Source organism: Hymenobacter sp. UYAg731, assembly GCF_054061335.1.
Map to the genome: position 1 here is coordinate 814485 of NZ_JBSSEC010000003.1, position 23222 is coordinate 837706.

The 23222-nt window shown below is 62.1% G+C and carries 22 protein-coding genes; 9 read left to right on the forward strand and 13 right to left on the reverse strand.

Annotated features, from left to right (window positions below):
* Positions 1 to 54: 54 nt before the first annotated feature.
* The 3 genes from ACVWYF_RS11680 to frr all read left to right on the forward strand — a co-directional run bounded on the left by ACVWYF_RS11680 (position 55) and on the right by frr (position 2068).
* Positions 55 to 558, forward strand: coding sequence for a biotin/lipoyl-containing protein (locus ACVWYF_RS11680; protein ID WP_457068038.1), 504 nt, complete (start codon positions 55 to 57; stop codon positions 556 to 558).
* 43 nt (positions 559 to 601) lie between these two features.
* Positions 602 to 1405, forward strand: coding sequence for a UMP kinase (gene pyrH, locus ACVWYF_RS11685; protein WP_457068041.1), 804 nt, complete (start codon positions 602 to 604; stop codon positions 1403 to 1405).
* Positions 1406 to 1504: 99 nt separating this feature from the next.
* Entirely contained in the window at positions 1505 to 2068 is a 564-nt protein-coding gene (gene frr, locus ACVWYF_RS11690; protein WP_457068043.1) for a ribosome recycling factor, read from the forward strand.
* A gap of 113 nt (positions 2069 to 2181) precedes the next feature.
* Here the strand turns inward: frr and nadD are convergent, their stop codons facing one another.
* From nadD to ACVWYF_RS11720, 6 genes are all read right to left on the reverse strand, one after another.
* Entirely contained in the window at positions 2182 to 2748 is a 567-nt protein-coding gene (gene nadD / locus ACVWYF_RS11695; RefSeq protein WP_457068045.1) for a nicotinate (nicotinamide) nucleotide adenylyltransferase, read from the reverse strand.
* Entirely contained in the window at positions 2745 to 3329 is a 585-nt protein-coding gene (gene gmk / locus ACVWYF_RS11700; protein WP_457068047.1) for a guanylate kinase, read from the reverse strand. Before gmk ends, nadD begins: the two co-directional genes overlap by 4 nt.
* An 18-nt stretch (positions 3330 to 3347) precedes the next feature.
* Positions 3348 to 3638, reverse strand: a complete 291-nt coding sequence (locus ACVWYF_RS11705) for a hypothetical protein (protein WP_457068049.1) — start codon at positions 3636 to 3638, stop codon at positions 3348 to 3350.
* Positions 3639 to 3711: 73 nt separating this feature from the next.
* Positions 3712 to 4356: a sigma-70 family RNA polymerase sigma factor gene (locus tag ACVWYF_RS11710; RefSeq protein ID WP_457068051.1), complete on the reverse strand. Its 645-nt coding sequence runs from the start codon at positions 4354 to 4356 to the stop codon at positions 3712 to 3714.
* 288 nt (positions 4357 to 4644) lie between these two features.
* Positions 4645 to 5697, reverse strand: a complete 1053-nt coding sequence (locus ACVWYF_RS11715) for a glycosyltransferase family 9 protein (RefSeq protein WP_457068054.1) — start codon at positions 5695 to 5697, stop codon at positions 4645 to 4647.
* Complete coding sequence (locus ACVWYF_RS11720; RefSeq protein WP_457068056.1) at positions 5694 to 6461, reverse strand: glycosyltransferase family 2 protein; 768 nt, start codon at positions 6459 to 6461, stop codon at positions 5694 to 5696. Before ACVWYF_RS11720 ends, ACVWYF_RS11715 begins: the two co-directional genes overlap by 4 nt.
* Positions 6462 to 6575: 114 nt before the next feature.
* On the opposite strand from ACVWYF_RS11720, the gene ACVWYF_RS11725 reads away from it, so the two are divergent.
* Together ACVWYF_RS11725 and ACVWYF_RS11730 are read left to right on the forward strand one after the other, a co-directional pair.
* On the forward strand, positions 6576 to 6806 hold the full coding sequence (locus ACVWYF_RS11725; RefSeq protein WP_457068058.1) for a hypothetical protein: 231 nt from the start codon (positions 6576 to 6578) through the stop codon (positions 6804 to 6806).
* Between the two features lie 122 nt (positions 6807 to 6928).
* On the forward strand, positions 6929 to 7459 hold the full coding sequence (locus tag ACVWYF_RS11730) for an N-acetyltransferase family protein (protein WP_457068061.1): 531 nt from the start codon (positions 6929 to 6931) through the stop codon (positions 7457 to 7459).
* A gap of 16 nt (positions 7460 to 7475) precedes the next feature.
* Here ACVWYF_RS11730 and ACVWYF_RS11735 read toward each other — a convergent pair whose 3' ends face one another.
* From ACVWYF_RS11735 to ACVWYF_RS11750, 4 genes are all read right to left on the reverse strand, one after another.
* On the reverse strand, positions 7476 to 8177 hold the full coding sequence (locus ACVWYF_RS11735; RefSeq protein ID WP_457068064.1) for a DUF4328 domain-containing protein: 702 nt from the start codon (positions 8175 to 8177) through the stop codon (positions 7476 to 7478).
* Between the two features lie 78 nt (positions 8178 to 8255).
* Positions 8256 to 10379, reverse strand: a complete 2124-nt coding sequence (locus ACVWYF_RS11740; RefSeq protein ID WP_457068066.1) for a matrixin family metalloprotease — start codon at positions 10377 to 10379, stop codon at positions 8256 to 8258.
* 80 nt (positions 10380 to 10459) lie between these two features.
* Positions 10460 to 11443: a glycoside hydrolase family 43 protein gene (locus ACVWYF_RS11745; RefSeq protein ID WP_457068068.1), complete on the reverse strand. Its 984-nt coding sequence runs from the start codon at positions 11441 to 11443 to the stop codon at positions 10460 to 10462.
* 77 nt (positions 11444 to 11520) lie between these two features.
* Positions 11521 to 11919: a hypothetical protein gene (locus ACVWYF_RS11750; RefSeq protein ID WP_457068070.1), complete on the reverse strand. Its 399-nt coding sequence runs from the start codon at positions 11917 to 11919 to the stop codon at positions 11521 to 11523.
* A gap of 229 nt (positions 11920 to 12148) precedes the next feature.
* Between ACVWYF_RS11750 and ACVWYF_RS11755 the strand changes: the two genes are divergently transcribed.
* The 3 genes from ACVWYF_RS11755 to ACVWYF_RS11765 all read left to right on the forward strand — a co-directional run bounded on the left by ACVWYF_RS11755 (position 12149) and on the right by ACVWYF_RS11765 (position 19250).
* Positions 12149 to 12958, forward strand: coding sequence for a S1/P1 nuclease (locus ACVWYF_RS11755; RefSeq protein ID WP_457068072.1), 810 nt, complete (start codon positions 12149 to 12151; stop codon positions 12956 to 12958).
* Between the two features lie 435 nt (positions 12959 to 13393).
* A complete protein-coding gene (locus ACVWYF_RS11760) occupies positions 13394 to 16144 on the forward strand; it encodes a T9SS type A sorting domain-containing protein (protein WP_457068074.1) in 2751 nt (916 codons plus the stop codon).
* Positions 16145 to 16415: 271 nt separating this feature from the next.
* Positions 16416 to 19250 (forward strand): M36 family metallopeptidase, encoded by a 2835-nt coding sequence (locus ACVWYF_RS11765; protein WP_457068076.1) that lies wholly within the window; start codon positions 16416 to 16418, stop codon positions 19248 to 19250.
* A gap of 72 nt (positions 19251 to 19322) precedes the next feature.
* Here the strand turns inward: ACVWYF_RS11765 and ACVWYF_RS11770 are convergent, their stop codons facing one another.
* Positions 19323 to 20819, reverse strand: coding sequence for an amidase (locus ACVWYF_RS11770; RefSeq protein ID WP_457068078.1), 1497 nt, complete (start codon positions 20817 to 20819; stop codon positions 19323 to 19325).
* 150 nt (positions 20820 to 20969) lie between these two features.
* Between ACVWYF_RS11770 and ACVWYF_RS11775 the strand changes: the two genes are divergently transcribed.
* Entirely contained in the window at positions 20970 to 21326 is a 357-nt protein-coding gene (locus tag ACVWYF_RS11775; protein WP_457068080.1) for a glyoxalase superfamily protein, read from the forward strand.
* Between the two features lie 11 nt (positions 21327 to 21337).
* On the opposite strand, the gene ACVWYF_RS11780 is transcribed toward ACVWYF_RS11775, so the two are convergent.
* Positions 21338 to 22087, reverse strand: a complete 750-nt coding sequence (locus tag ACVWYF_RS11780; RefSeq protein ID WP_457068082.1) for a LytR/AlgR family response regulator transcription factor — start codon at positions 22085 to 22087, stop codon at positions 21338 to 21340.
* Positions 22084 to 23193 carry a sensor histidine kinase gene (locus tag ACVWYF_RS11785; protein ID WP_457068084.1) on the reverse strand — a complete coding sequence of 370 codons (1110 nt, stop codon included), beginning with the start codon at positions 23191 to 23193 and terminating at the stop codon, positions 22084 to 22086. The genes ACVWYF_RS11780 and ACVWYF_RS11785 overlap by 4 nt, the downstream gene beginning before the upstream one ends.
* Positions 23194 to 23222: the final 29 nt, after the last annotated feature.

Here is a 23222-nt window from a genome sequence, read left to right on the forward strand (position 1 = left end):
TTTGAGATTTGGGCTACCTTTAACCCCACTTTCCTCCCATCCCATCCGCTTTCGATGTTCCAAATCAGCACCGCCCCCGACCAAGTTTGGGAAGTAGACTATCGCGCCAATGATGCTATCATGCTCAATGGCCAGCCGTTGGCCTGGGATGTAGTGGATTTGGGCGGAGGACGATTTCATGTGCTTTACGAAGGTCGCTCTTACAATGCGGAAATTATCGAAATTGACTACGCCACCAAAAACATGGTGCTGAAGCTGAACGGTCAGCGCGTAGCCCTGGCGGCTAAGGACCGGTTCGACCTACTCCTCGAACGCCTGGGCATGAGCAATGCCGCCGTGGCCAAAGTAAACGAGTTGAAAGCCCCCATGCCCGGCCTCATCGTAGATATTCGGGTGACGCCCGGTCAGACCGTGCAGAAGGGCGACCCGCTGCTGGTTTTGGAGGCCATGAAAATGGAAAACATCCTGAAAGCACCTGCCGATGGCACGGTAAGCAGCCTGAAAGTGAACCTGCGCGACAACGTGCAGAAAGGCCAGGTGCTGGTGCAGTTCGCCTAGCGCCCGCCGCCAATTTTAGCTTGAACTACTCAATATTCTCGACTTGAAATACAATCGCATCCTCCTCAAGCTCAGCGGCGAAGCGCTGATGGGCCAGCAGCAGTACGGCATCGACGCTGAGCGGCTGATGCAGTACGCCTCAGAAATTAAAAGCGTGGCCGCGACGGGCGTGCAGGTGGCCGTCGTGATTGGCGGTGGCAACATCTACCGCGGCGTGCAGGCCGAAGCCTTTGGCCTCGACCGCGTGCAGGGCGACTACATGGGCATGCTGGCTACGGTGATTAATTCCATGGCTCTGCAAAGCGCCCTGGAAAAGCTGGAAGTGAGCACACGCCTGCTTTCCGGCCTCACCATTCAGCGGGTGTGTGAGCCGTATATCCGGCGGCGTGCCGTGCGGCACCTGGAAAAGGGCCGGGTGGTAATTTTTGGAGCCGGTATTGGCTCACCTTATTTCACTACGGACTCGGCGGCTTCGCTGCGGGCCATTGAGATTGAGGCCGATGTGGTGCTGAAAGGCACGCGGGTAGACGGCATTTATACCGCCGACCCGGAGAAGGACCCCACGGCCACACGCTACCCCGAAATCACGTTTGATGAGGTATTGAGCAAGAACCTGAACGTGATGGACATGACGGCTTTCACGCTGTGCAAGGAGAATAACCTGCCCATCATTGTGTTCGATATGAACACCCCGGGCAACCTTGAGCGCCTGCTGAATGGTGAGGCGATGGGCACGCTGGTGAGCGCCGGCGGTACCGGCCCCGGCCGCGATGGCCGCAAACCAGTTCTTGAAGCCAAGCAAAGCCTGCTCCAGCCACTGGTAGGCAACCAACCGGAACAGGCGTAAGAAATTTTGAATGTTGAGTTATGAGGGCTGAAGTATTATTTCGGCCTCAACTCAACGTCATTCAACATTCAACCCTTAAAATTCAACCCTTCTAACGAGATGGACGAAGAAATTCAGTTTTACCTTGATGAGCTTGCCGAATCGATGGGCAAGGCCCTGGCGCACGTAAATGTGGAAATGAGTCGCATCCGGGCGGGCAAGGCCTCGCCGGCCATGCTTGATAGCCTGCGCGTGGATTACTACGGTACCCCAACGCCCATCGGTCAGATTGCCACCGTGACGGCCCCCGATGCCCGCTCGCTGCTCATTAAGCCCTGGGAAAAAAACATGGTGAGCGAGGTAGCCAAAGCCATCAAGAACAGTGATTTGGGCTTGAATCCGGTATCGGATGCGGATGGAGTGCGCCTCAATATTCCGGCCATGACCGAAGAGCGCCGCCGCGACCTGGTGAAGCAGGCCAAGAATGAATCCGAGGCTGGCAAGGTGCGCGTACGCGGCATCCGCAAGGATGTGAACGAGAGCCTGCGCAAGCTACTGAAAGAAGGGGCTTCGGAAGATGCCGTGAAAAGTGCCGAAGAGAAAGTACAGAAAACGACGGACTCTTACATTGCTGAGGTTGATAGGACGCTCAGTAAGAAGGAATCGGAGATTATGACCATCTGATTTGGCTGGTTGAAAACGAAGAAGCCCGGCGAATTATCGTCGGGCTTTTTTGTGGTGTTTGTTTCACGCAGTGTTTCGCGGTGTCAAAAAGCGCAGTGTTTCGCAGTGCTTTTCTATTTCAGCAATTCAGTTTCGACGATAGCGGGCACTAAGTAGCGGATGCTACGTCCTTGGCGCAGGCTTTCGCGGATATAGGTGGCCGAGATGTCGAGTAGCGGGGCAGCCATGACCTGCACGCGGGGAAATAGCGCTAGGTCAGGAATGGGCGAGCCGGGGCGGGGGTACACGTAGATATCGACTTCGGCCAGCAGGCGGGCCGATTCCTGCCAGCGCAGGAGACCGGGCAGGTTGTCGGAGCCCATGAGGAGCACGAAATCGTGCGTGGGGTGGCGTAGCCGTAGTGCATCGAGCGTGGCGATGGTGTAGCTGGGGCGCGGCAGGTCGAACTCGATGTCCTCGGCGCGCAGGCGCGGGTTGCCGGCAATGGCGAGCTGCACAAGGTGCAGGCGCTGAGTATCGGGCAGCAGGTCGGCAGCGGCTTTGAAAGGGTTGTGGGGGGTGACGACGAGCCAGACTTCGGCCAAATCGGTGCGCGTGGCGAAATGCTCGGCCAGGATGAGGTGGCCGGTATGCACGGGATTGAACGAGCCGAATAGCAGGCCTACCCGGCGGCCACTCATACGATGGCCGGCTCGCCGCTGATGAACTGGCGCACCAGCTTTTCGGCGTGGTCGGAGGCTTCGTCGAGGTTGTCGTTGACCACGGTCACATCGAACCGGCTTTCGAAGCCAAGCTCGAAATTGGCCTTGTACACCCGTGAGGATATGCTGGATTGCGAGTCGGTGGCACGAGCCTGCAGGCGCTGCTCCAGCACTTCGATGGACGGCGGACGGACGAAAATAGCCAGTGCCCGGTCCTTGTAGAACTCCTTGATGCTGAGGCCTCCCTTCACGTCGACATCGAGAATAGCATGCTTGCCGGTGTCCCAGATGCGTTCGATTTCGGACTTGAGCGTGCCATAAAAGGCACCCTCGTACACTTCCTCCCACTCCACGAACTCATCGTTGCGGATTTTGTCCTGAAAGTCCTGAACGGATATAAAATGGTAGTCCTTGCCTTGCACTTCGGCCCGGCCGCGACGGTCGCGGGTGCAGGCCGAGATAGAAAAGCTAAGCTCGGGCAACCGGTCCATGAGGCGGTGCACGATGGTGGTTTTGCCAGCGCCCGAAGGGGCCGAAAACACGATGATTTTGCCTTGCATCGCGCAAAGCTACCGGTATTAGGCCATTTGCGCACCTACACGGGCCAAAATGGCATCGTGGAGCTTGGCTGGAATGGGCTGGCGGGTTACGCGCTGGTTCAAAAAACCGATGAATACGCGCTGCTTTTCGATGTCGTCGAAGCAGGGCGAGCAGTCCGTGGCGTGGTCGTAGAGATAATCTTCGTCCTCGGCGGTCAGGGGCTGGCCTTCGATGAGTTGGTCTAGTACAGTATTCACTCGTTCGCAGTCGGGGCCATTATCCAAAATGGAAGCCGACGTGTTGGTTTCTTTAGTAGCGGATGGGTTCATAATTGAAAATGCAGGAAAGGGGTGAGAAGCAATGAAGTATGTGGCCGGGAATAATGCGTCCCGGTTGAAGACGTTAATTATTATCGGCCTCGGTTAGTTCCGTGTCGTCGTCTATTGCATCATTGCCATATCCCATTGACTGGGCGTATTTCTCGAGCTTATCCTTGAGAAAATTGCGGGCCCGGTGCAGGCGCGAACGCACCGTACCAATCGGAATATCAAGTACTTTGGCCATTTCCTCGTAGGTAAAACCTTCGAGGTCGCAAAGGATGATGACGGTACGAAAATCGACCGGCAAAGAATTTAGCGCGCTCGCAACTTCGTCGCCGATGAGGTCGCGGGTCGACTGCTGGCGCATATCGGACGAGGAAGCGCCAATTTCACCTTCGGCCTCCACGTCGTCGGGATTGTAGTAGCCCTCAATTTCGCTGTAGTCGACCTTGGCGGGCTGCTTGCTTTTCTTACGGAAGTCGTTGATAAACGAATTCTTAAGAATGCGAAAAAGCCAGGCCTTGGCGTTGGTACCGGGCTCAAAGTACTCGAAGAAGCGGTACGCTTTGAGGTAGGTTTCCTGAACCAGGTCGTTGGCATCATCCTCGTCGAGGGTGAGGCGGTAGGCAAAATTGTAGAGCGGGTCGAGCACGGGCATTAGCTCGGCCTGAAAACGCCGGTCTTTTTCCTCTTTGCTCAGTTTGACCCGTTCGGGGGAATCGCTCATACAGGTGGGCGGGGGAAATTGCAGGCCGAAACCTACGAAGGAATAGGGGATTATGACAAAAGCACCGGCTTATTAAGCTACTCGGAAAGGCGGGGTGGCCGAGTTGCTTCATGCCAATAACTGCCCGCCATGCGCCACTACCGTCGGCCAACCCAGGCCAAAAGTAGCGGAGCGCAACGTGCGGCGCATTGCCCGATGTACGGATTGCAGCGTCTGCTAGGTTGCGCTACGGCAAATAAGCAGCAAACTAACCCGACGAATCGGCCATTGTTCGGCGCTATATGGCATTTATTGTCCGACCGGCAGCGGCAGCCAAGCGGCTACCCGCGCCGCCACCGCTGCCGCCGCAATGGCCCGGATGCAGGTGCAGGCGGCGGGCTGCTGGCGGCAGTCGTCGCAATTCGGTCTATCAAAAACCATGAATTCGGCGTGCAGCCCCAGCGGGGCCCAGCGCCCGGGGTGCATGGGCCGGATGGGCGGGTACAGGCCCAGCGCGTGGCGGCCCAGCGCGGCGGCCAGATGCAGCGGGCCGGTGCTGCCAGCCACGAGTCCATCGGCGGCGGCGATGAAGGCGATGAACTGCGGCAGGCTGAGCTGGCCGGTGAGGTCGGCAGCGAGGAAGGTGGCATTTTCCCGGAGCCAGGCGGCCAGCTCTTCCCCTTCCGCCGCCGTACCGCTGATGAACACGCGGTGACCGGCGCGGTGCAGCAGCCGGGCAAGCTGGGTGAAGTTGTCGAGGCCCCACTCGCGGGCGCTGCCCCGGCTGCGCGGGTGCAGGATGACGTTGAGCTGGCCGGGCTGGCGCTGCTGAAGCAGCTGCTGGAACTGGGGGGCCAACGGCTCGGTGGCGTGCAGGCGCACCAGCTGGGCCACTTCCTCTATGGTGGGCGTGGAAGTATCACCTAGCGGCTCCAGCAGCTTCACATTTAGCTGAGCTTCGTGCAAAGGGGAGTGGCGGCGGCTGAGGGCCACCAGATGGTTGCAGGTGAGCCAGTGCTGCCAGCGGTTGCGGGTGCCAATACGCATGGAAATTTTCGCCTTTCGGGCGAGACGGGCCAAGGTTTTATTGGGGAAAACATGGATGATGGCAGCAGCAGCGTAGGCACGCAGGGTTTCGAGCTGGGCCGTTTCGGGTTCTTTCAGCAGCTCATCCAGGTCCAGAAAATCATCGACCCACGGACAGGCGGCAGCTACGGGCGCGGTGTACGTCCGGCCAATGAGCACCACCCGGCAGCCGGGAAACAGCTGCTTGAGCCGCCCGCAGACCGGCAGGGTCAGCACCACGTCGCCGATGGCATCGGTGCGGGAGACGAGGAAGGTGAAGGAATTTTCCGGGCTCATGCTTCGGCTTGTTCGGTGCGGGTTTTCAGCTTGGCGAATTTCAGGAACACGCCCCAGGCCGAGATGCCGGCGATGCAGAGGCCCGCGAAACCATCGAGAAAGCCGAGGCGGAAGATGTAGCTATGCACGAATTTCCAGAGCGGCTTGAGCAGCAGGTGGAACAGGCTGACGCGGGTACGGCCGCGCAGGACCAGTTCTTGGGCGGTGATGCTGGTGAACTTGTTGAGTTGGCTGACGTGCTGCGCGATGCTGTGGTAGCTGTAGTGCAGGGCATCGCCGGCGAGCGGGGCGGTGGTGAGGCCGGGGTTTACCTCGAATTTCTCGTGCAGGAGCAGGCCGGTCCAGCGGCCCAAGCGGCGGTCGTAGAGGCGCAGCTTGCGGTCGGGGTACCAGCCGCCGTGGCGCACCCAGTGGCCGCAGTAGTTGGTGAGGCGGGCCAGTGAGTAGGCGGCATGCTGCCAGTCGGCCTTGGCGGCGCGGATAGACTGGCGCAGCTCGTCGGTCAGGACTTCGTCGGCATCAAGCTGGAGAACGTGGTCGAATTGCGCCTGGCTGGTGGCGTAGTTTTTCTGCTCCACATAGCCGGCGAAGGCGTGTTGGAGGACGCGCACGCCGTGCTGGCGGCAGATTTCCACGGTGGCATCGGTGGAGAAGGAATCGACCACGAGCACGTCGTCGGCCACATCGGCCAGGGCCTGGAGGCAGCGGGCAATGTTGGCCGCTTCGTTGAAAGTGATGATGACGACGGAGAGAGGAACGGGCATGGGCGGGCAAATATCCGGGTTTTTACTGACCGGAGCTTCGGCCACCGGCGCAATATTTTCGTATCGCAACCCGCCGGGCGTGCGTAACTTGCGCCCGAATTCGTTTATCCACACATGAAAAAAACGCTCCTCCCCGGCCTGTTGGCCGCTGCTTTGCTGTCGCTCACGCTGCCTTCGTGCGGCCCGTCTGTCGCCGAGGGCGACGATGATATCGCCACCACCGCCCTGCCCCCGCTGCCCGCCGCCCCCGACACCACCAAGGGTGCCAAACAGCCCGAGCAGATGCGCGAGCTGAACTCGGTGAACGCCACGGAGGACATCAAGAAAATGCAGCCGCAGATGTAGGCCACGGATTGGCTCGGATTTCGTAGACACGCTGACTCGGGCTATTCCTGCTTTCGATATCATTGGGCCGTTACTGCTGAGGCGGTAGCGGCCCAATTTCTTTTTCTTCCGATTTGACTATCATGGAAAACAACATTGTGCTGCGCCGGGGCGTGGAAGCCGATTTGCCGCAGGTGCTGGGCCTGATTCAGGAGCTGGCCGAATACGAGAAAGCGCCGGAGGCCGTGACCAATACGCTGGCCGCCATGCAGCGCGACGGCTTCGGGCCGGCTCCCATCTTCGGCTTTTTCGTGCTGGAAAATGAAGCGGCTGAAGTCGTTGGGTTGGCGCTGTTTTACACCGCCTACTCCACCTGGAAAGGCCGGATGCTCTACCTTGAAGACCTAGTGGTGACGGAGGCAGCGCGGCGCGGTGGCCTGGGCCGACTGCTGTTCGATGCCGTGGTGGCCGAAGCCCGCGCCACCGGAGCCGTGCGCCTGAAATGGCAGGTACTGAACTGGAATGAGCCCGCCATCACCTTCTACAAAAAGCTGGGGGCCACCATCGAAGACGAATGGCTAAACGGCAACCTGGACGAGGCTCAGCTGGGGCAGTATAAAGTAGCAGCGGCGGCCACGGCCGTGGCCGCGCCGGCAACGGGGCGCAGCTTATAGCTTCCGGAGCGGCCGGCTAATACTCGTAGTCTGACTGGTCTTCCAGCAGTTCGGCGGCGGGCTGGGGAGCGGCTGCACCGATGCGGCTTACCTGCAGGCGCAGGTCCATCTGGGCCTCGTATCCGGCAATGCGGCGCACTACCTGTATGGTAAGCACAGCCGTGCCCAACATGAGCATGGCTGTAATGGCGTTTCCCCAGACCGCGCTTTGCAACTGCTCGGTGGTAGTGGCGTGGTTTTCCATCCGGCTAGTGACGTTGCTGACGATGCTATGCGCAATAAACAACAGCCACCAAGCCCGGAGCAGGCCGTGCGGTGTCACCTGCTCGAAAGCCACCAGCTGGGTTTGCCGCCATACCTCCCGCACGATGGAATAGGGCCGAAACATATTCAGAAACGGCACAAACCAAGCCCCGGCGGCCCAGCCTTCGCTGTGCTCTGTGGGGCGGCCCAGCGCATGCAGGTTCCAGTAGGCGCGGCGCAGCCAGCGAACGAACAATACAAATGATGTAATCAGCACAATGAGCTCAACCACGGCCAGCAGATTATGCGTGATGCCCAGCGGGGTAGCATCTATCTCATCGGTTCCGCGCCCGTTTCCGAGGAGGTTGAGGTAGCCAAAATCGGCCAGGATGACCAAGCTCAGTACGACCAACAGGCCCTGAAACATCGTAATTGTTTGCTGCGCCCGGGCAGCATTCTCGCGAAGCGTTATCATGGGTAGAATAAAAGCAAGCCGGAAGAGGAAAAGCTAGCCGGAGCAAGATAAGCACCCGCACCGGAACCAAAGTCCAACCTACAGCCGGGTGAATTTCTGGCTGCCCGTGCGGCCCTGCGCATCCTGCCAGCGCAGGACGTAGAGGCCGGGCTGCGTGACGGGCAGGTTCAGGGTTAGCACGTTTAGGCCGGTGGGCACGCTGAGGGCGGTGGCCATGATGCGGCGGCCCAGCACGTCATACACCCAAAAAATCACCGCGCCGTCGGCCGAAGCGGGGAACTGAAGACGCAGTTGGGGTTCGGTCACCGGATTGGGGAAGATGCTGACACTGTTATTCTCCGAACTGATGACGATGGGGGCGGCGCTGTCGAGCGAGCCATCGGGGCGCTGAAGGCGGAGACGGTAGTAGTGTAAGCCGCCGGGCGGCTGGGCATCCACGTACTGGTACTGGCTGGCGGGGGGGCGCGGGGCCACTATGGCCACCTGCTGCCAGGCGGTAGTGTCGCCGCTGAGGCTGCGCTCCACCACGAAGCGGCTCAGGAAGCATTCGTCGCGGGTGGTCCAGGTGAGAGTGGTGCCGGGACCGGCAGCGTACTGCCCGCTCAGGCCGGTGAGCGGCGCGGGCAGCAGGGCCGGGCCGCTACAGCCCAGGTTGCGAAAGCTGCGTACCCGCAGCACCTGTCGCCCGCCAGCCACCTCGCTGAGGGGGTTTAGCGCCCGGGTATTCTGGCCAACGCTCAGGGCGTAGTGCATCACCGCGCGGGGCAGGTTCAGGTGGTTGAGCTGCTGGGCGTGGCCTAGCTCATGCACGGCCACCGACTCGAAATCAATCTGGTTGATGCCCGCCGCAAACGGCCCGAACTGAAAGGGCGAAGCATCGTCAAACTGCATATCGATTTCCTTCACCCAGAACACCACTTCGCCATTGGTCGCGTAGCAGCCTTTGTAGTAGCTGGTGGTGCGGCCCAGCACGCGGGAAGGGAGCTCGGCTCCCTGGTCGAAGGCGACGACGTTCTGGCCGTCGTCGGCAATGGTGTTAGTGGTGTTGGAGGTGCCGGCATCCCAGTTCATGCCCGTCTGGCAGCGCCAGGTGGCCAGCGCCCGCTGCCAGGCCGCCGCCGGCGTGGCCGTGAAATTGGGACCGAAGTGAAAGGTGATGCCGCCGGTGGCATTCAGGGCAATGTGGTTGGGGCGCTGGAGGAGCTTGCCGTCGGTGCTTTCCACGTTGGTGAGGGCGTAGACGATGGTGACGACACCACTGCTTTCCACCGCCAGCTGGTCGGCAGTGGTGACGCGCACGGAGCCGGAGCCGGCGGGGTGGCCGCTGCTCACCGGGCTGCCGCCGCTGGCCGTGGAAGGCACCCGCACCTGAATTTGGTTATTGGTCCAGGCGAGGTAGTCTTCATCGCGGGCTTTCACACGGGTAGCGCCGCCATCGTCGGCGTTCCGGAACTCGACAAAGCCACTGCCCCGGGCGCTGCCAAAGCCGTCGCCGGTGATGGTGAGCACTGCGCCGGTGCCCGCCGTGAGGCTGACGGGCGCGAAGCCCGCGATGGTGGGGGCCGCTGTGCCGCGCCGAACGGGCGCGGGCGCTTTGGCCAGCGCCGGGTTGGTCAGCAACACTTGGCGCGCCTGCCCCGTGAGGCTGCCTATTGCCTGATAAAAGCCGGCATCCAACGCTTTGTACACGCGAAATGGCTCGGTGGCCGTGCCTTCGGCAGGGTCGAATTGGATGAAGCCCTGCTCACTGCCCACGGGGGTATAAGCCGGCGGGCCGGCCACCGGTAGCCCCGGCCAGGGCGCGGGCATCAGGAAGAAAACACCCTGCTGGCCGGGCGTGAGCCGCAGCGTGTTGGTAAGAAGCTGCTGGTCGAGGCCGAGGCGGCCGCCTTCGGTGAGGACGGTGAGGACGGTGGTGTCGGCCACCTGGCCTTTGAGCAATGAAAACACCCGCAGCCGGTGCCGGGTGAAGAGGTGATGGTGGCCGGCATCCCAGAAGCTGCGCGCATCGAGCACCTGCGCTTCGACAACCAGCACCGACTGCCGGGCGCGGCTGGCCGGCTCCAAGGGTAGCATCAAGCAACGCGTTTCGGCGGGAGCCGGGGTTTGGGCCAGCGCCGGGCCGGCCGTCATTGCCAACAGCCCCAACAGGCTCGCCCAACGGCGGCTTCCAATTCGATTGATAAGTAACGAAAACGACATAAGCAAGACAGAAGAGCGAGGGCCGCCGAAGATACGTAAAAGCCGTTTCGCCGGGACTTGAGCGGCTTCAAAAAGTGGACTTATTCCCAACCTGCGGGCGCGGGCTGGGGCTGCCACTGCGGCGAGCTGCCGGCCACCACGGGCCAGCCGTCGGCATCATATTCCAGCCGGGCCAGGATGAGCACGCGGCGCGAGTAGCCCTCGGAATCGTCGATGGCGTCGAAGGTGGGTTGGCGGGGGTCGATGGCGTGGCAGGCCAGCCAGTCCTGGCCGGCAGCGTCGGTCACCACGCAGTTGTGGCCGGGGGCGTGCCAGTGGGCATTGGCGACGAGCAGGGCGGCATGGGGGTTGGCCGTGGCGGCGGCGTAGGTCTCGAAGGGGCCGGTGGCGTGGCGGGCGCGGGCCACTAGCACGGCGTAGTGGGCGTGCGGGCCGCAGCAGTTGTCGCCCGAAAAAAACAGGTAGTACCAACCGGCGCGGTGATGCACCCAGGCCCCCTCGATGAGGCGGTGGTAGTCGGCGGGGTCGTCGGAAACGCTGGGATGCAGCACGGCCACAGCCTCGCTGCCAGACGCGAAGCGCAGGCGGTCATCGGCCAGCTCGCGCACCCAGATGGGGCCGAAGCCTGAGCCCCAGTACAGTAGCCGATGGCCGGTGGCGGGGTCGTCAAACGCCATGGGGTCGATGCAGGTGAAGCCGGGGCCGGGCAGCATCGGCCGGCCACAGTCCGCGAACGGGCCGGCGGGCGCATCGGCCACGGCCACGGCCAGGCTGAAAGAGTTGACTCCATCGGGCCGGGCGGAGTAGTAGAGGTAGTAGCGCCCGCCGTGCTCGCTGACGTGCGGGGCCCATATTTTCTGGCTCAGCTGGGCCCAAGCGGGCTTTGCGGGTAAGCCTTCGCCGAGGTATTCCCAGGCCACCAAATCGCGGGAGCGCGCCACTTGCAGGTTGATGATGAGGCCCGCCCGCTTGGTTTGGGTGCCGTAGGCGTAGTACCAGCCATCGGCAGCGCGGATGAGAGTAGGGTCCGGGAAGTTGTCGTCGATGACGGGATTGGTGAACACGGGCGGGGTACAGCTAAGAGTTAAAGGTTAAGAGTTTAATATTCTAATGGCCCATGTTAACTCTTAACCCCTAACTCTTACCCAACCTCGCGCTGCTGTTGCAGCCAGAGGCAGGCCGAGGCGAGGTCATTGAAAGTGCCTACCAGGGGGTTGCTGATGGGGTCTACCCGCTCCTCGGTGGCTTGCCGGGCCTGCAGGCCGTGGGGCAGAACCCAGGCAAAGTACCGCAGGCCGGCAGCCCGCATTTCTTCCAGCCACCGGCTGCCCCACTGGGTGCGCTGCATATGCACGGCGAGGATGTTGGTGCCGTCGCTCAGGATTTTCTGGCAGGGCCACTGGCGCAGGCAGGCCAGCATCTGCTCGCAGGCGGCCTGCGCCAGGGTGCCGTCGTAGGTGCCGCGCAGGTCCACGTAGAGCCAGCGGTTCGGCTCGTCGTGGCCGATGAATAAGGCAGGAGAATCGACAATAGTTTGCAAAGGCAGAGCAGGGAGCAGGGCGGGCAATGGCGTTTAGCGCACCAAATAACGATACAAAACCTTTCCCAGCCCCGGATTTCACCGTCTTACCACTGGGCGCAAATACTTTGCCGGCCGCGCATCCATCTGCTGCTGCCGGGCGCTAGCTTTGTGGTTCTGCTTGCGCCGGAAGTTTGCCCAAACCCCGGGAAACGGCTTGCTCTCGTCCTCACTCCCACCCTACTCGCTGATGTTCAAAAAAAGTGTTGCCCTGCTAGCCTTATTGTGTGCGCCGTTTAGCCTGCTGGCCTGGGGCGTGGTGGGCCACCGCGCCGTGGCCAAAATTGCCGAAAACCACCTTTCTGCTTCCGCCAGGCGCGAAGTGGCCCGCATGCTGGGCCACGAAACCATGCCGCTGGTGAGCACCTGGGCCGATGAGCTGCGCGCCGACCCGCAGTTCCGCGACACGGCCCCCTGGCACTACCTCAACGTGGCCACTGGGCTCGATTTTGCCGCCTTCGTGAAGCAGCTGAACGACCCGGCCACCCTGGCCCCCGCCGCGCCCACCAACGCCTACACGGCCTTGCTGCAAGCCCGCCGCGACCTGAAAGACCCCCAGAAAACCGCCGCCGAAAAGCTCGTGGCCCTCAAATTTGTGATTCACTTGGTGGGCGATGTGCATCAGCCGCTGCACGTAGGCCACGCCGAAGACAAGGGCGGCAACAGCATCATGGTGAACTGGCGCGCCAAGGAAGACACCAACCTGCACAGCGTGTGGGACACGGCCCTGGTGGAATATCCCGGCTTCACGTACAGCGAAATGGCCACGGCCTACGACCACGCCACGCCCGCCCAAATCAAGCAGTGGCAGAAGGACGACATGACGACCTGGCTTTTCGAGTCGTACCAGCTTTGCACGCCCATCTACGCCAGCGCGGCCACCCCGCCCACCAAGTTCGACTGGCACTTCTACCCCACCTTTGGCCCCACCGTGGAGCAGCAGGTGCTGAAAGCCGGCATCCGGCTGGCCGGGGTGCTGAACGAGGTGTTTGATAAGTAGGCAGTGTTTGGCTCCGGCAGAAGCACCCCGAACCAAAAAGGCCTTTTTGCTCACGCAGAAGGGCCTTTTTCACTTTCAACCCCTCATGGCTTGTCAACCGCCCGGAAGCATAGTAGCCAAAGTTGTTTCTGCCCAAATTATCATAAAATAGCTTATATACTTATTATATTGATAACAAAGACTGTTGTTTATTAAAATCAAATCCAAATAAGACGTCTTTTGTTAAATTTCTGACTTGGCCATAATCTTTTTTACACGCACTAACCGCACTGTATCAGATGCTTTTGTGCTGTATGATATTTTTGTTAAATAGTTGTTATCACCCCTGACTAAAAAGGCGGGATATTGCATTACAAATTAGAAGGCTTGTATTCCCGGGCCTCGTGAAGATTGCCGCATTATCGGATAATCATCTTTTCATTTTTTTCATTTTTTATGACGAATTCTTACATCCGTAACCCTTGGGCCAGCCGTTTGCAGCAGGCTGGCTTGGCCGTGCTGCTGGCGGGCGGAGCGGCCGGAGCCGCGCAGGCACAGACCCTGAACTACACCCCCAGCACGGCGACGAACGTGGCCGGCACCTACACCGACCTGGGCACGACGGGCACGGCCATCGCCACGGCCAACACCGACGATGACAACTCGGCGGCGCAGGCCATTGGGTTCACGTTCAATTTCAATGGCACGGCCTTCACGCAGTTTGTGCTGAACACGAACGGCCTGCTACGGCTGGGCAGCGCGGCACCTTCATCGGTGGCGGCGTTTCCGCCGTTTGCCCAAACCCCCGAGTCCGGCCCGGTTTCCGGCACCAACGCGGCCGATATCAACCTGATTGCGCCCTTCAACCTGGACTTGGGCCCCGGCACCGCCGGCGGCACCGAGTACCGGGTGGTTACCACGGGCACGGCCCCCAACCGGGTGTGTACCATTCAGTGGAAAAACGTGGCCGATAAGCCGCAGGCGGCTTCATCCACCGTTAGTGTAGTTATCGCCACGCAATTCGACAACTTTTCCTTTCAGGTAAAGCTCTACGAAACCACCAACAACGTGGAGTTTGTGTACGGTACCGCCACGGCTAGCACGGGTGTAACGAATGCTAAGTACGCGGCTGTGGGCATCAAGGGAACGGCGCCGGCGGCCTCGGTGCTGGCCACCAAGGCGTCGACGGGGCTGTGGTCGGCAACCACCTTCTTCGTGGGTCCTTACCTCGCCTCGGCGGCGGGCAACGCCCACAACGTCCGCCAATCGGCTCTGCCGGACGCGGGCCGCACCTACCGCTTCGCTCCCACGCCGACCAGCGACGCGGCGGTATCCGTTATCTATACGCTGGGCAAAATAGCCAGCCCCGGAGCCCTGCCGCACGCCGTGCGGGCGGTGGTGACCAATGCTGGTATCTCGGCCCAAACCAACCTCGACGTAACGCTGAACGTGACCGGAGCCAACACCTTCACCGATACCAAGCGGGTAGCCTCGCTGGCGGCGGGTGCTTCCACCACGGTTACGTTTGCCAGCTACCCGGCCACGCTGGCGCTGGGCACCAACACGCTCACCGTGACGGTACCGGCCGATGGCAACAACACCAACAACACCGCTACCTACGGCCAGCTGGTAACGGCCGACCGCGTATCGTACACCGACCCGTCGGCTCCGGGGGTGGGGGGCATCGGCCTCGGCAATGCCATTCTGGCTTCGAAGTACACGCTGCCGGCCGCTACGACCATCGGCGACGTGGTGCTGACCTTTGCTCCTACTACCGGCACTGCCACCAACACGGCCCCGTACCAGCTGGTCATTTATGATGCTACGGCGGCGGGTGGCCTGCCCGGCGCACTGCTCTACACCTCGCCTACGCAGAACCGCACTTCGGCCGGCGGGGCCGTCACGCTCACGGTCCCTAACATAGCGGTACCAACCAGCTTTTTTGTGGGTGTAAAGGAAACCAGCGCCACCAACATGGCCCTTTCTTACCAGACTGAAACCCCCATCCGCCCCGGTGCCTTCTTCTACCTGCCGGGCGGCACGGCCACCTGGCTCGACTTTGCGCCCAACAACTCGTTCCGCTTTGCCATTGAGTTTGGCACCGTCGTACCGAACTGCGCCCCACCCACGACCCTGGCCGTTGGCAACATCACGGCTACCACGGCCAGCGTGTTCTTCACTGCCCCCACCACTGGCACTACCAATTACGAAGTGCTATACGGTCCGCCCGGCTTCGCCCTCGCCACGGGCACGCTGGTAACGGCTACCACCGCGCCCGTGGCCCTGAGCGGCCTGACGCCCGCTACCACGTACCAGGTGTATGTGCGGAGCAACTGCACCGCCGGCGGCACCAGCAGCTACGCTACGCCCGTCACGTTCACCACGCCCTGCAGCCCCAACCAGACGGTTGCGGCTTTCCCCTACAGCCAGAACTTCGACACCCTGGTGCCGGGCCAGGTGCTGCCCTGCGGTTTCAGTGTGCTTGATGCCAATGCTGACGGGGCTACCTGGGCCGTCTCGGCGTCCAACCCCAACTCGGGGGCCAACAGCATCCGTTACCGAGGCTTGGTGCTGAACAACGTGGTGGCCAACGACTGGTTCTTCACCCCGCCGCTGGCGCTGCTGGCCACCTCGCGCTACCAGGTGGCTTTCCGCTACCGCGGCGAAGGCATTGCCAACAGCCCGTCGAACTACACCGAGCGCCTGGAAGTGAAATCGGGCACGGCGGCCACGGTGGCCGCCCAAACCAACCTGCTGTTCACCAACAATGCCATCACCAACACCAACTACGCCTTGGCCGATGGCACGTCGGTGCCGGTAGTGGCGCTGCTGCCGGCAGGCGCAAGCACGCAGTACGTGGGCTTCCACGTAATGAGCGCGGCCAATCAGGGCAACCTCTACATCGACGACGTGACGGTGACGGCTGTTTCCATTACGGCTACCTCGGAGGCGCTGCTGCGCGCTGTGAGCGTGTTTCCCAATCCCTCGACCACGGGCGTGTTTGACCTGGAAATCCACGGGGCCAATGCCAAGGGCAGCCTTGATGTGCAGGTGACCAACACGCTGGGCCAGCGGGTGTACTCGGGCGCGGCCCGCGACAACTACACCAACCGGCTCGATTTGAGCGGCCTCGCGGCCGGAATCTACTACCTCCAGGTGCGCAACGGCAACGAGCGCCTGACCAGTCAGGTAAGCATTGTAAAGTAGCGCGGGCGGCCGCACTATTTCGCAGAACATCTTGTCAATGAAGCTGTTTAGCAATTTTGATTTTTAATTGGTTGTTATCCTGAGCAGCGCAAAGGACCTTATCACGTTTGGAAGTTTATCGGGCGGATGCCGTTCAGATGTGATAAGGTCCCTTGCGCCGCTCAAGATGACAAACCTTTCGAATAGCTAAACAGCGACAAACTCATTCTTCATTCGCAGCAGTGAACAACTGCTACTCCAAGCATTTTTATTTCCCCACATTTCACATTATATGAACGTATTACCTACTCAATCGGGCTATCGCAAGCTGGCACTGGCCATTGCGCTGGCCATGCCGGGCATGGTGCTGGCCCAGGAGGTTACTCCGGGCACCCAGGTACTGGCTTCGTTCGCGGTGAAGGCCCGGGCGCAGGGCCACCTGACGGCGGCCGACGTAGCCAGCCCCACCGTCACCAGCTCTTACACAGATGCCAGCACGGGCCTCACGCACACCTACTTGCAGCAGCGGGTGAATGGCCTCACGGTGTTCAATGCCAACGGGGCAGTACACACCGATGCCAGCGGCAAGGTGGTGTATTTCAACCAGGATTTCCTGGCGGGAGCAGCGGCAGTAGCCCCTTCGGCCACGCCGGGCCTCACGCCGGAGCAAGCTGTGGGAGCGGCGGCCAAGGGCCTGAGCCTGCCCACGCCCGTAGCCCTGCAACGCGTGACGGAAGGCCGCGCGGCCGACGGCATCGTGTTCAACAAAGGCGGTATTTCGGAAGAAAACATTCCGGTGCGGCTGATGTACCTGCGCGTTGATAACAAGCTGGTGCTCGTCTGGAACGTGACCATTGCCCAGCTCGACCAGCAGCACTACTGGAACGCCCGCGTGGATGCGCAAACCGGCCACCTGCTGGACCGCAACGACTACACAGTGAGCGAGCAGACCACCTTCCGCCAGCACGTAGCGGAGGCGCAGGCCCGGCGCAAACTGGTACCCACTGTCGCCGCAATAGCCCTGGATGCCCGGGCAGCCAAAGAAATCAAGGCCGCGAAAGGCGTGAAAGGCACAACAGGCGTAGCCAACAGCATGACGGTCATTCCCGTGCCGTTCGAAAGCCCCGACCTGTCGCCGCGCGTGGTGGTGCCGTTCAGCTCGTCGAACCCGCTGTACTCGCCCTACGGCTGGCAGGTGGGCGACAGCCGCGCCCCCGCCGCGTTCTTCGCCGATTCTTACTCGCTGCTGTTGAGCGGCAAGCAGCTCACGCGCGGCAACAACGTGGCCGCCTACGACGACAACGCGACGACGGTTTCGGGCAACGGCAACGCAGCTTCTTCCACCAACTCGCCCGATGGCGGAACCAACCGCGACTTCGACTTCCCCTTCAACCAGACCCTTGGGCCTCGTGACCCTAGCAACCTGGCGGCCGGCATTACCAACCTGTTCTATTGGAACAACATGCTCCACGATGTGATGATGAGCAAGGGGTTTGATGAGGTATCGGGCAACTTCCAGTACAAAAACATCGGCACCCAGGGCTTGGGCAATGACTTCGTGCGGGCCGAATCGCAGGACGGCAGTGGCCGCAACAACGCCAACTTCTCGACCCCGGTAGACGGCAGCAGCGGCCGGATGCAGATGTACCTATTCGACAACACCGGCGCTAATGCCTTGACCGTGACCGGCGCGGCCAGCGCGGCTGGCAGCTACCGCTTTGCTTCGGTGGCCTTTGGGCCGCGCCTCACCAAGCGGCCGGTGGCCGGCCGGCTGGTGCTCGTAAATGACGGGGTATCGTCCGATGGCGGCGACCACGGCTGCGCCTCGCCTTTTGTGAATGCAACGGCCATCACCGGCAATGTGGCTTTCATCCAGCGCGGCGGCTGCCCCCAGCTTACTACCCTTAACCCACGGGCCAACAACACGTTTGCTCCCAAGGTGAAGCGTGCCCAGGACAACGGCGCGACCGCCGTTATCGTGTTCGACTCGTTGGGTACGACCACCAATCTGGTCAATTTTGGCGGCACCGATACGGTGGGCATTCGCATTCCGGCCATTTTCATTAGTGGTGCCGACGGCTTCCGGCTGCGGGCGGCCCTGCTGGCTGGCAACACCCTCAACGTAAACGCGGCCCTGGGTCCGGATTTCGACGGCTCGTTTGATAATGGCGTGGTATCGCACGAGTTTGGCCACGGCATCACCAACCGCCTCACCGGCGGCCCGGCCAACGCCAGCTGCCTCAACTCCGCCCTTGGTAACCAAACCATGGGCGAAGGCTGGAGCGACTTTTTTGCCCTCTGGATGACCACCCGCCCCGGCGATGACGGTGCCACCAACCGCTACGTGGCTACCTACGACAACGGCAACCCCTACGCCGTGGGCCCGGGCTTCCGCGCTAAGCCATACTCCACCAACTTCTCGCAGAACAACTACACCTATTCCCAGCTGGGCACCGCCACCGGCCGCTACCAGGAAACCCACGACGTGGGCGAAGTGTGGACCACGGTGCTCTGGGATTTGAACTGGCAGTTTATCTACCGCTACGGCTACAACGCCGACTTCTTCGGGGCCACCGGCGGCAACAACAAAGCCCTGAAACTGGTGCTTGATGGCTGCAAGCTGCAAGTGTGCAACCCCGGCTTCCTCGATGGCCGCGACGGCCTGCTGCGGGCCGACTCGCTCACCAACCGGGGTGCCAACGCCGGCCTGATTTGGAACGTGTTTGCGCGGCGGGGCATGGGCTACAGCGCCGTGCAGGGTGACCGCGTGAACGGGGCACCCCGCGTGACGGGCATTGTGCAGGCCTTCGACCTGCCCCCCGGCACTCCGGCCGTGGCCTTATCGAACAAGAGCGGTGCCATCATCGGCAACGCGCTGGAGGCGTACCCTAACCCCGCCCAGAACATGCTCACCGTGCGTACGCAGCTCACCAGCACCAAGCCCGTACAAGTGGACATGCTCGACCTGCTGGGCAAAACCGTGCTGCGGACCGTTTCGGTACCGGCCGGCCAGATGCAGCAGAGCGGCGTGGAGCTGAACACCAGCCGCCTGGCCGCGGGCATCTATATGGTGCGCGTGACCACCAGCGAAGGCACGTACAGCACCAAGGTTAGCGTGCAGCGCTAAGCTTTCGGTAGCTTACCTAAGGCAAAAAAGCCCGGCTTCGGCCGGGCTTTTTTTATGGCCAGCTGTGCCGCCCTACCCCACCAGCGCCGGCCGCCTGGCGAACCACGGCCGGGCCTGTTCCAGCTGCCCGGCCAGTCGGAAGAGGACATCCTCGGCTCCGAGCTGCGCAATAAATTGCACGCCGCAGGGCAGGCCGTCGGCGGTCCAGTGCAGGGGCACCGACATGGCGGGCTGGCCCGTGAGGTTGGCCACCTGGGTGTAAGGCGTTTTTTCGAGGCTCTGCTCGGCCAGCTTCTCCACGATACCGGAGCGGCGGATGAGGCCGCCGAGGCCGAAGGTATTCACCAGCTTCAGCAGCTTTTGTTCCAGCGGCTTGGGCTGCAACTCGCCGATGCGGACGGGCGGCGTGGCCAGCGTGGGCGTGAGCAGCAGGTCGTAGGTTTGGTGGAAGCGGCCCATGCGGCGGGCGCTGTCGTTCCAGCTGTGGCGGGCGGCGGCGAAATCGGCTGCGGTGTAGGTGCGGCCCAGCAGGCCCAGCAGCCAGGTGGTCGGCTCCACATCAGCGGGCCGGGCGGGGCGGCCCAGGTGCTTGGCCAGCGCCGCGATGCTGGCCCCGGTTTCGCCAAAATACAGCATCAGGAAAGCCGCAGCCACGGCCCGGCCATCGAAGGGCAACGGCACCTCCTCTAGTTCATGGCCCAGGCTTGCGAGCAGTTTGGCCGCTTCCAGCACGGCCGTGGCGCACTCTGGGTGCAGGGTGCTGCCCAGCGGGTGGCCCAGGCTAAAGCCGATGCGCAGGCGGCCGGGGGCACGGCTCACTTCCTCCAGATATTGCCGGGCCGGATTGGGCAGGAAGTACGGCGCGCCCGCGTCCGGCCCTTGGGTGGCATCGAGCATGGCCGCGCTGTCGCGCACCGAGCGGCTAAGGACGTGCTCCACGGCCGCGCCCTGCCACTTTTCGCCCTGCTCGGGGCCGGTGGGCACGCGGCCCCGGCTGGGTTTCAGCCCAAACAGCCCGCAGCACGCCGCCGGAATCCTAATGGACCCACCCCCATCTCCCGCCCCGGCCACAGGCACGATGCCCGCCGCCACGGCCGCCGCCGCGCCGCCGCTGCTGCCGCCGGGCGTGTGGCCGAGGTGCCAGGGGTTGCGGGCGGGGCCGTGCAGCCGAGGCTCGGTCACGCCCATCAGGGCAAATTCGGGGGTGTTGGTTTTGCCCAGAATGTTGAGGCCGGCGGCCTGCCAGCGGCGCACTAGCTCGGCATCCTCCGTGGGCACAAAATTGCGCAGCGCCCGGCTGCCCGAGGTGTGCGGCGCACCAGCATACTGCGCCCCAAAATCCTTGAGCAGAAACGGTACGCCGCCGAATGGCCCGGCCGGCAGTCCGGCGGCGGCACGCGCCCGGGCCGCCTCATAGAGCGGGTACACCACGGCATTTAGCTGTGGATTTATTGCTTCGGCACGGGCAATGGCGGCGGCGCACAACTCGGCGGGCGTGAGCTGGCCGGCGCGCACAAGAGCCGCTTGGGCTAGGCCGTCGAGCCGGTCGTATTCGGCAGGTGAAATCATGGGCTAAATGTAGGCGGGACCGGCCGGGCAATCTGAAACAGGTGCGGCGGGCGTATGTCGGACAGCGGCTTGTGAAAGACCCGAAATTTCGTTATATTTCCACGAAGTATCAGCACAAAAACAACAAAGACTGTCCAGCCAATCATCCTAATGGTCACGCCTATCTTTCGGATTTCTGACTACCAGCAAGCCCTCGATTTTTACATCGATTGGCTGGGGTTCCGGATTGATTGGGAAGACCGGTCCGAGCAGGAGCCGCTGTATATGCAGGTGTCGCGCGGCAGCATCGTGCTGCACCTCACCAACTACCCCCAGGAAAGCTGCGCCGGGGCCAAAGCCATTGCCGAAATCAACGGCCTGATTGCCTTCCACTACCTGCTCACGAAAAAGGACTCGATATTCCCCAGTCCGGCCTTGGAAAAAACCACTTGGAGCGACAAAGTGATGCAGGTGGAAGTGACCGACCCGTTCGGCAACAGCTTGGTGTTCTCCGAAATCTGCGCCTGACTCAGCGCCGGCTACAGGCTCAGCAGCTCCCGAAACCGCACCGACTGTTGCCGCGACACCTCCACCTCGCCTCCTCCGCGCAGCGTCAGCTTCAGCGTGTTGCTGAACCAGGGCTCGATGCCGGCAATCCACTTGAGGTTGATAATCTGCTGGCGGTTGACGCGGAAAAACACCTTCGGGTCGAGGCGCGCCTCCAGCTGCTGCAAGGTGCGCGGGATGAGCGGCTGGTGGTTCTCGAAGTGGATGCGGGTGTAGCTGCCGTTGATTTCAAAGAGCTTGATGTCGGCCAGCTTCACGAACCAGCACCGCTCGCCGTCCTTCACAAACACCTGGTCCTGGGCCGTGAGGGGTGCTTGCGGTGCTTCCTCAATAGGGCCGGCGGGGGCCACCATTTCGGCCGGCACCGGGGCGCTGCGGCGGGCACGGGCCTTGGCCAGGGCGGCGGCCAAGCGGGCTTCCTGCACAGGTTTCAGCAGGTAATCGAGGGCATTGACGGCGAAGGCTTGCAGGGCGTATTCGTCGTAAGCCGTGGTGAAGATGACGTGCGGGGCCGCTTCCAGCGAGGCCAGCAACTCGAAACCGGTCTGGCCAGGCATCTGCACGTCGAGCAGCAATAAATCGGGCTTAAGGGCCTGAATCTGGGCGCGGGCCTCGTCGGCGTGGCGGGCCTCCCCCACCACCGCCACATCGGGGAAAGCCTGGAGCAGGTGGCGCAGCTCGGTGCGCGCTAGGCGCGAGTCGTCAACGATTAATACGTTCATGCAGAAGCGAGGGTAAGGGCCGGAGCGGTGGTGAGCAAGGGCAGCCGCAGCTCGGCCGTCACGGTGTCGGCCTGCCGGGCATCGTTGCCGATGGCGAGGCTGGCCGTGGGGCCGAACAGTAGCTGGAGGCGCTCGTGGGCATTGGGCAGGCCGATGCCGGTATGGTCGAGGGCGGCGGGGTTGGGCAGGTAGCGGCCGGGGTTGCGCACGGTGATGAGCACCTGGCCGGGCCGCTCCAGCTGGGCCGAAATGTGAATGGCGCCCCCGCCCGGCCGGGGCGCAATGCCGTGCTTGATGGCGTTTTCGACCAGCAATTGCAGCGTCATGGGCGGCAGCAGTACTTCCAGCGTGGTGGGGGCCACGTCGAGGGTGAAGCGCAGGCGCTCTTCGAGTTGCAGGGTTTCGAGGGTGAGGTAGTGGTCCACTATTTCGAGCTCGCGGGCCAGCGGCACCTGCTCGCGGGTGTTGAGCTGGAGGGAATAGCGCAGCAGGTCCGAAAGGTGCGTCATCATCTCGCGGGCGCGGGCCGGGTTTTCCAGCACGAGGGCGCGGATGTTGTTGAGGCCATTGAACAGGAAGTGCGGGTTAATCTGGGCCTTGAGGGTTCGCATCTCGGCGTCGCGCACGGCGGCAGTCAGCTTCCATTTTTCAATTTCGGCCTGCCGCAGGTTATCAAAATAATGCAGGCTGAAATACGCCGCCGACCACAGCAGCATGAAAAAAAACGAGTTGGCCGTGTAGCCCACGTATTGCAGCCACGGAAAGCCTTTGCCGCTCTGGCTGGCCGGGTCAACCGCCCAGAACAGCCCCGTCACGAGCACCCCGGTGAGGGCCATGCTGCCAATGGACACCAGCAGATTGCCCAGCAGCAGCCGGGGCAGCAGCGTGGCCAGCGGCAGGCGCGTCCAGCCCCGGCGGCGCAGGTAGAGCCGCAGCAGGTGGCTGCCCAGTAGCATCGAGCCCGCCACGATGGTTTCAATGGGAATAATTATCGGCTTGTACTTGCCAAAAACCACAGATAGCACGCCGCCCAGCAAGCCATACGCGCCCCAGCCGCCCACCTGCAGAATCCAATACAAACGCGGGCGGGCCGAGGAACGGGGCATGGTTACCAATGAATAAGCAGTGAAAATTT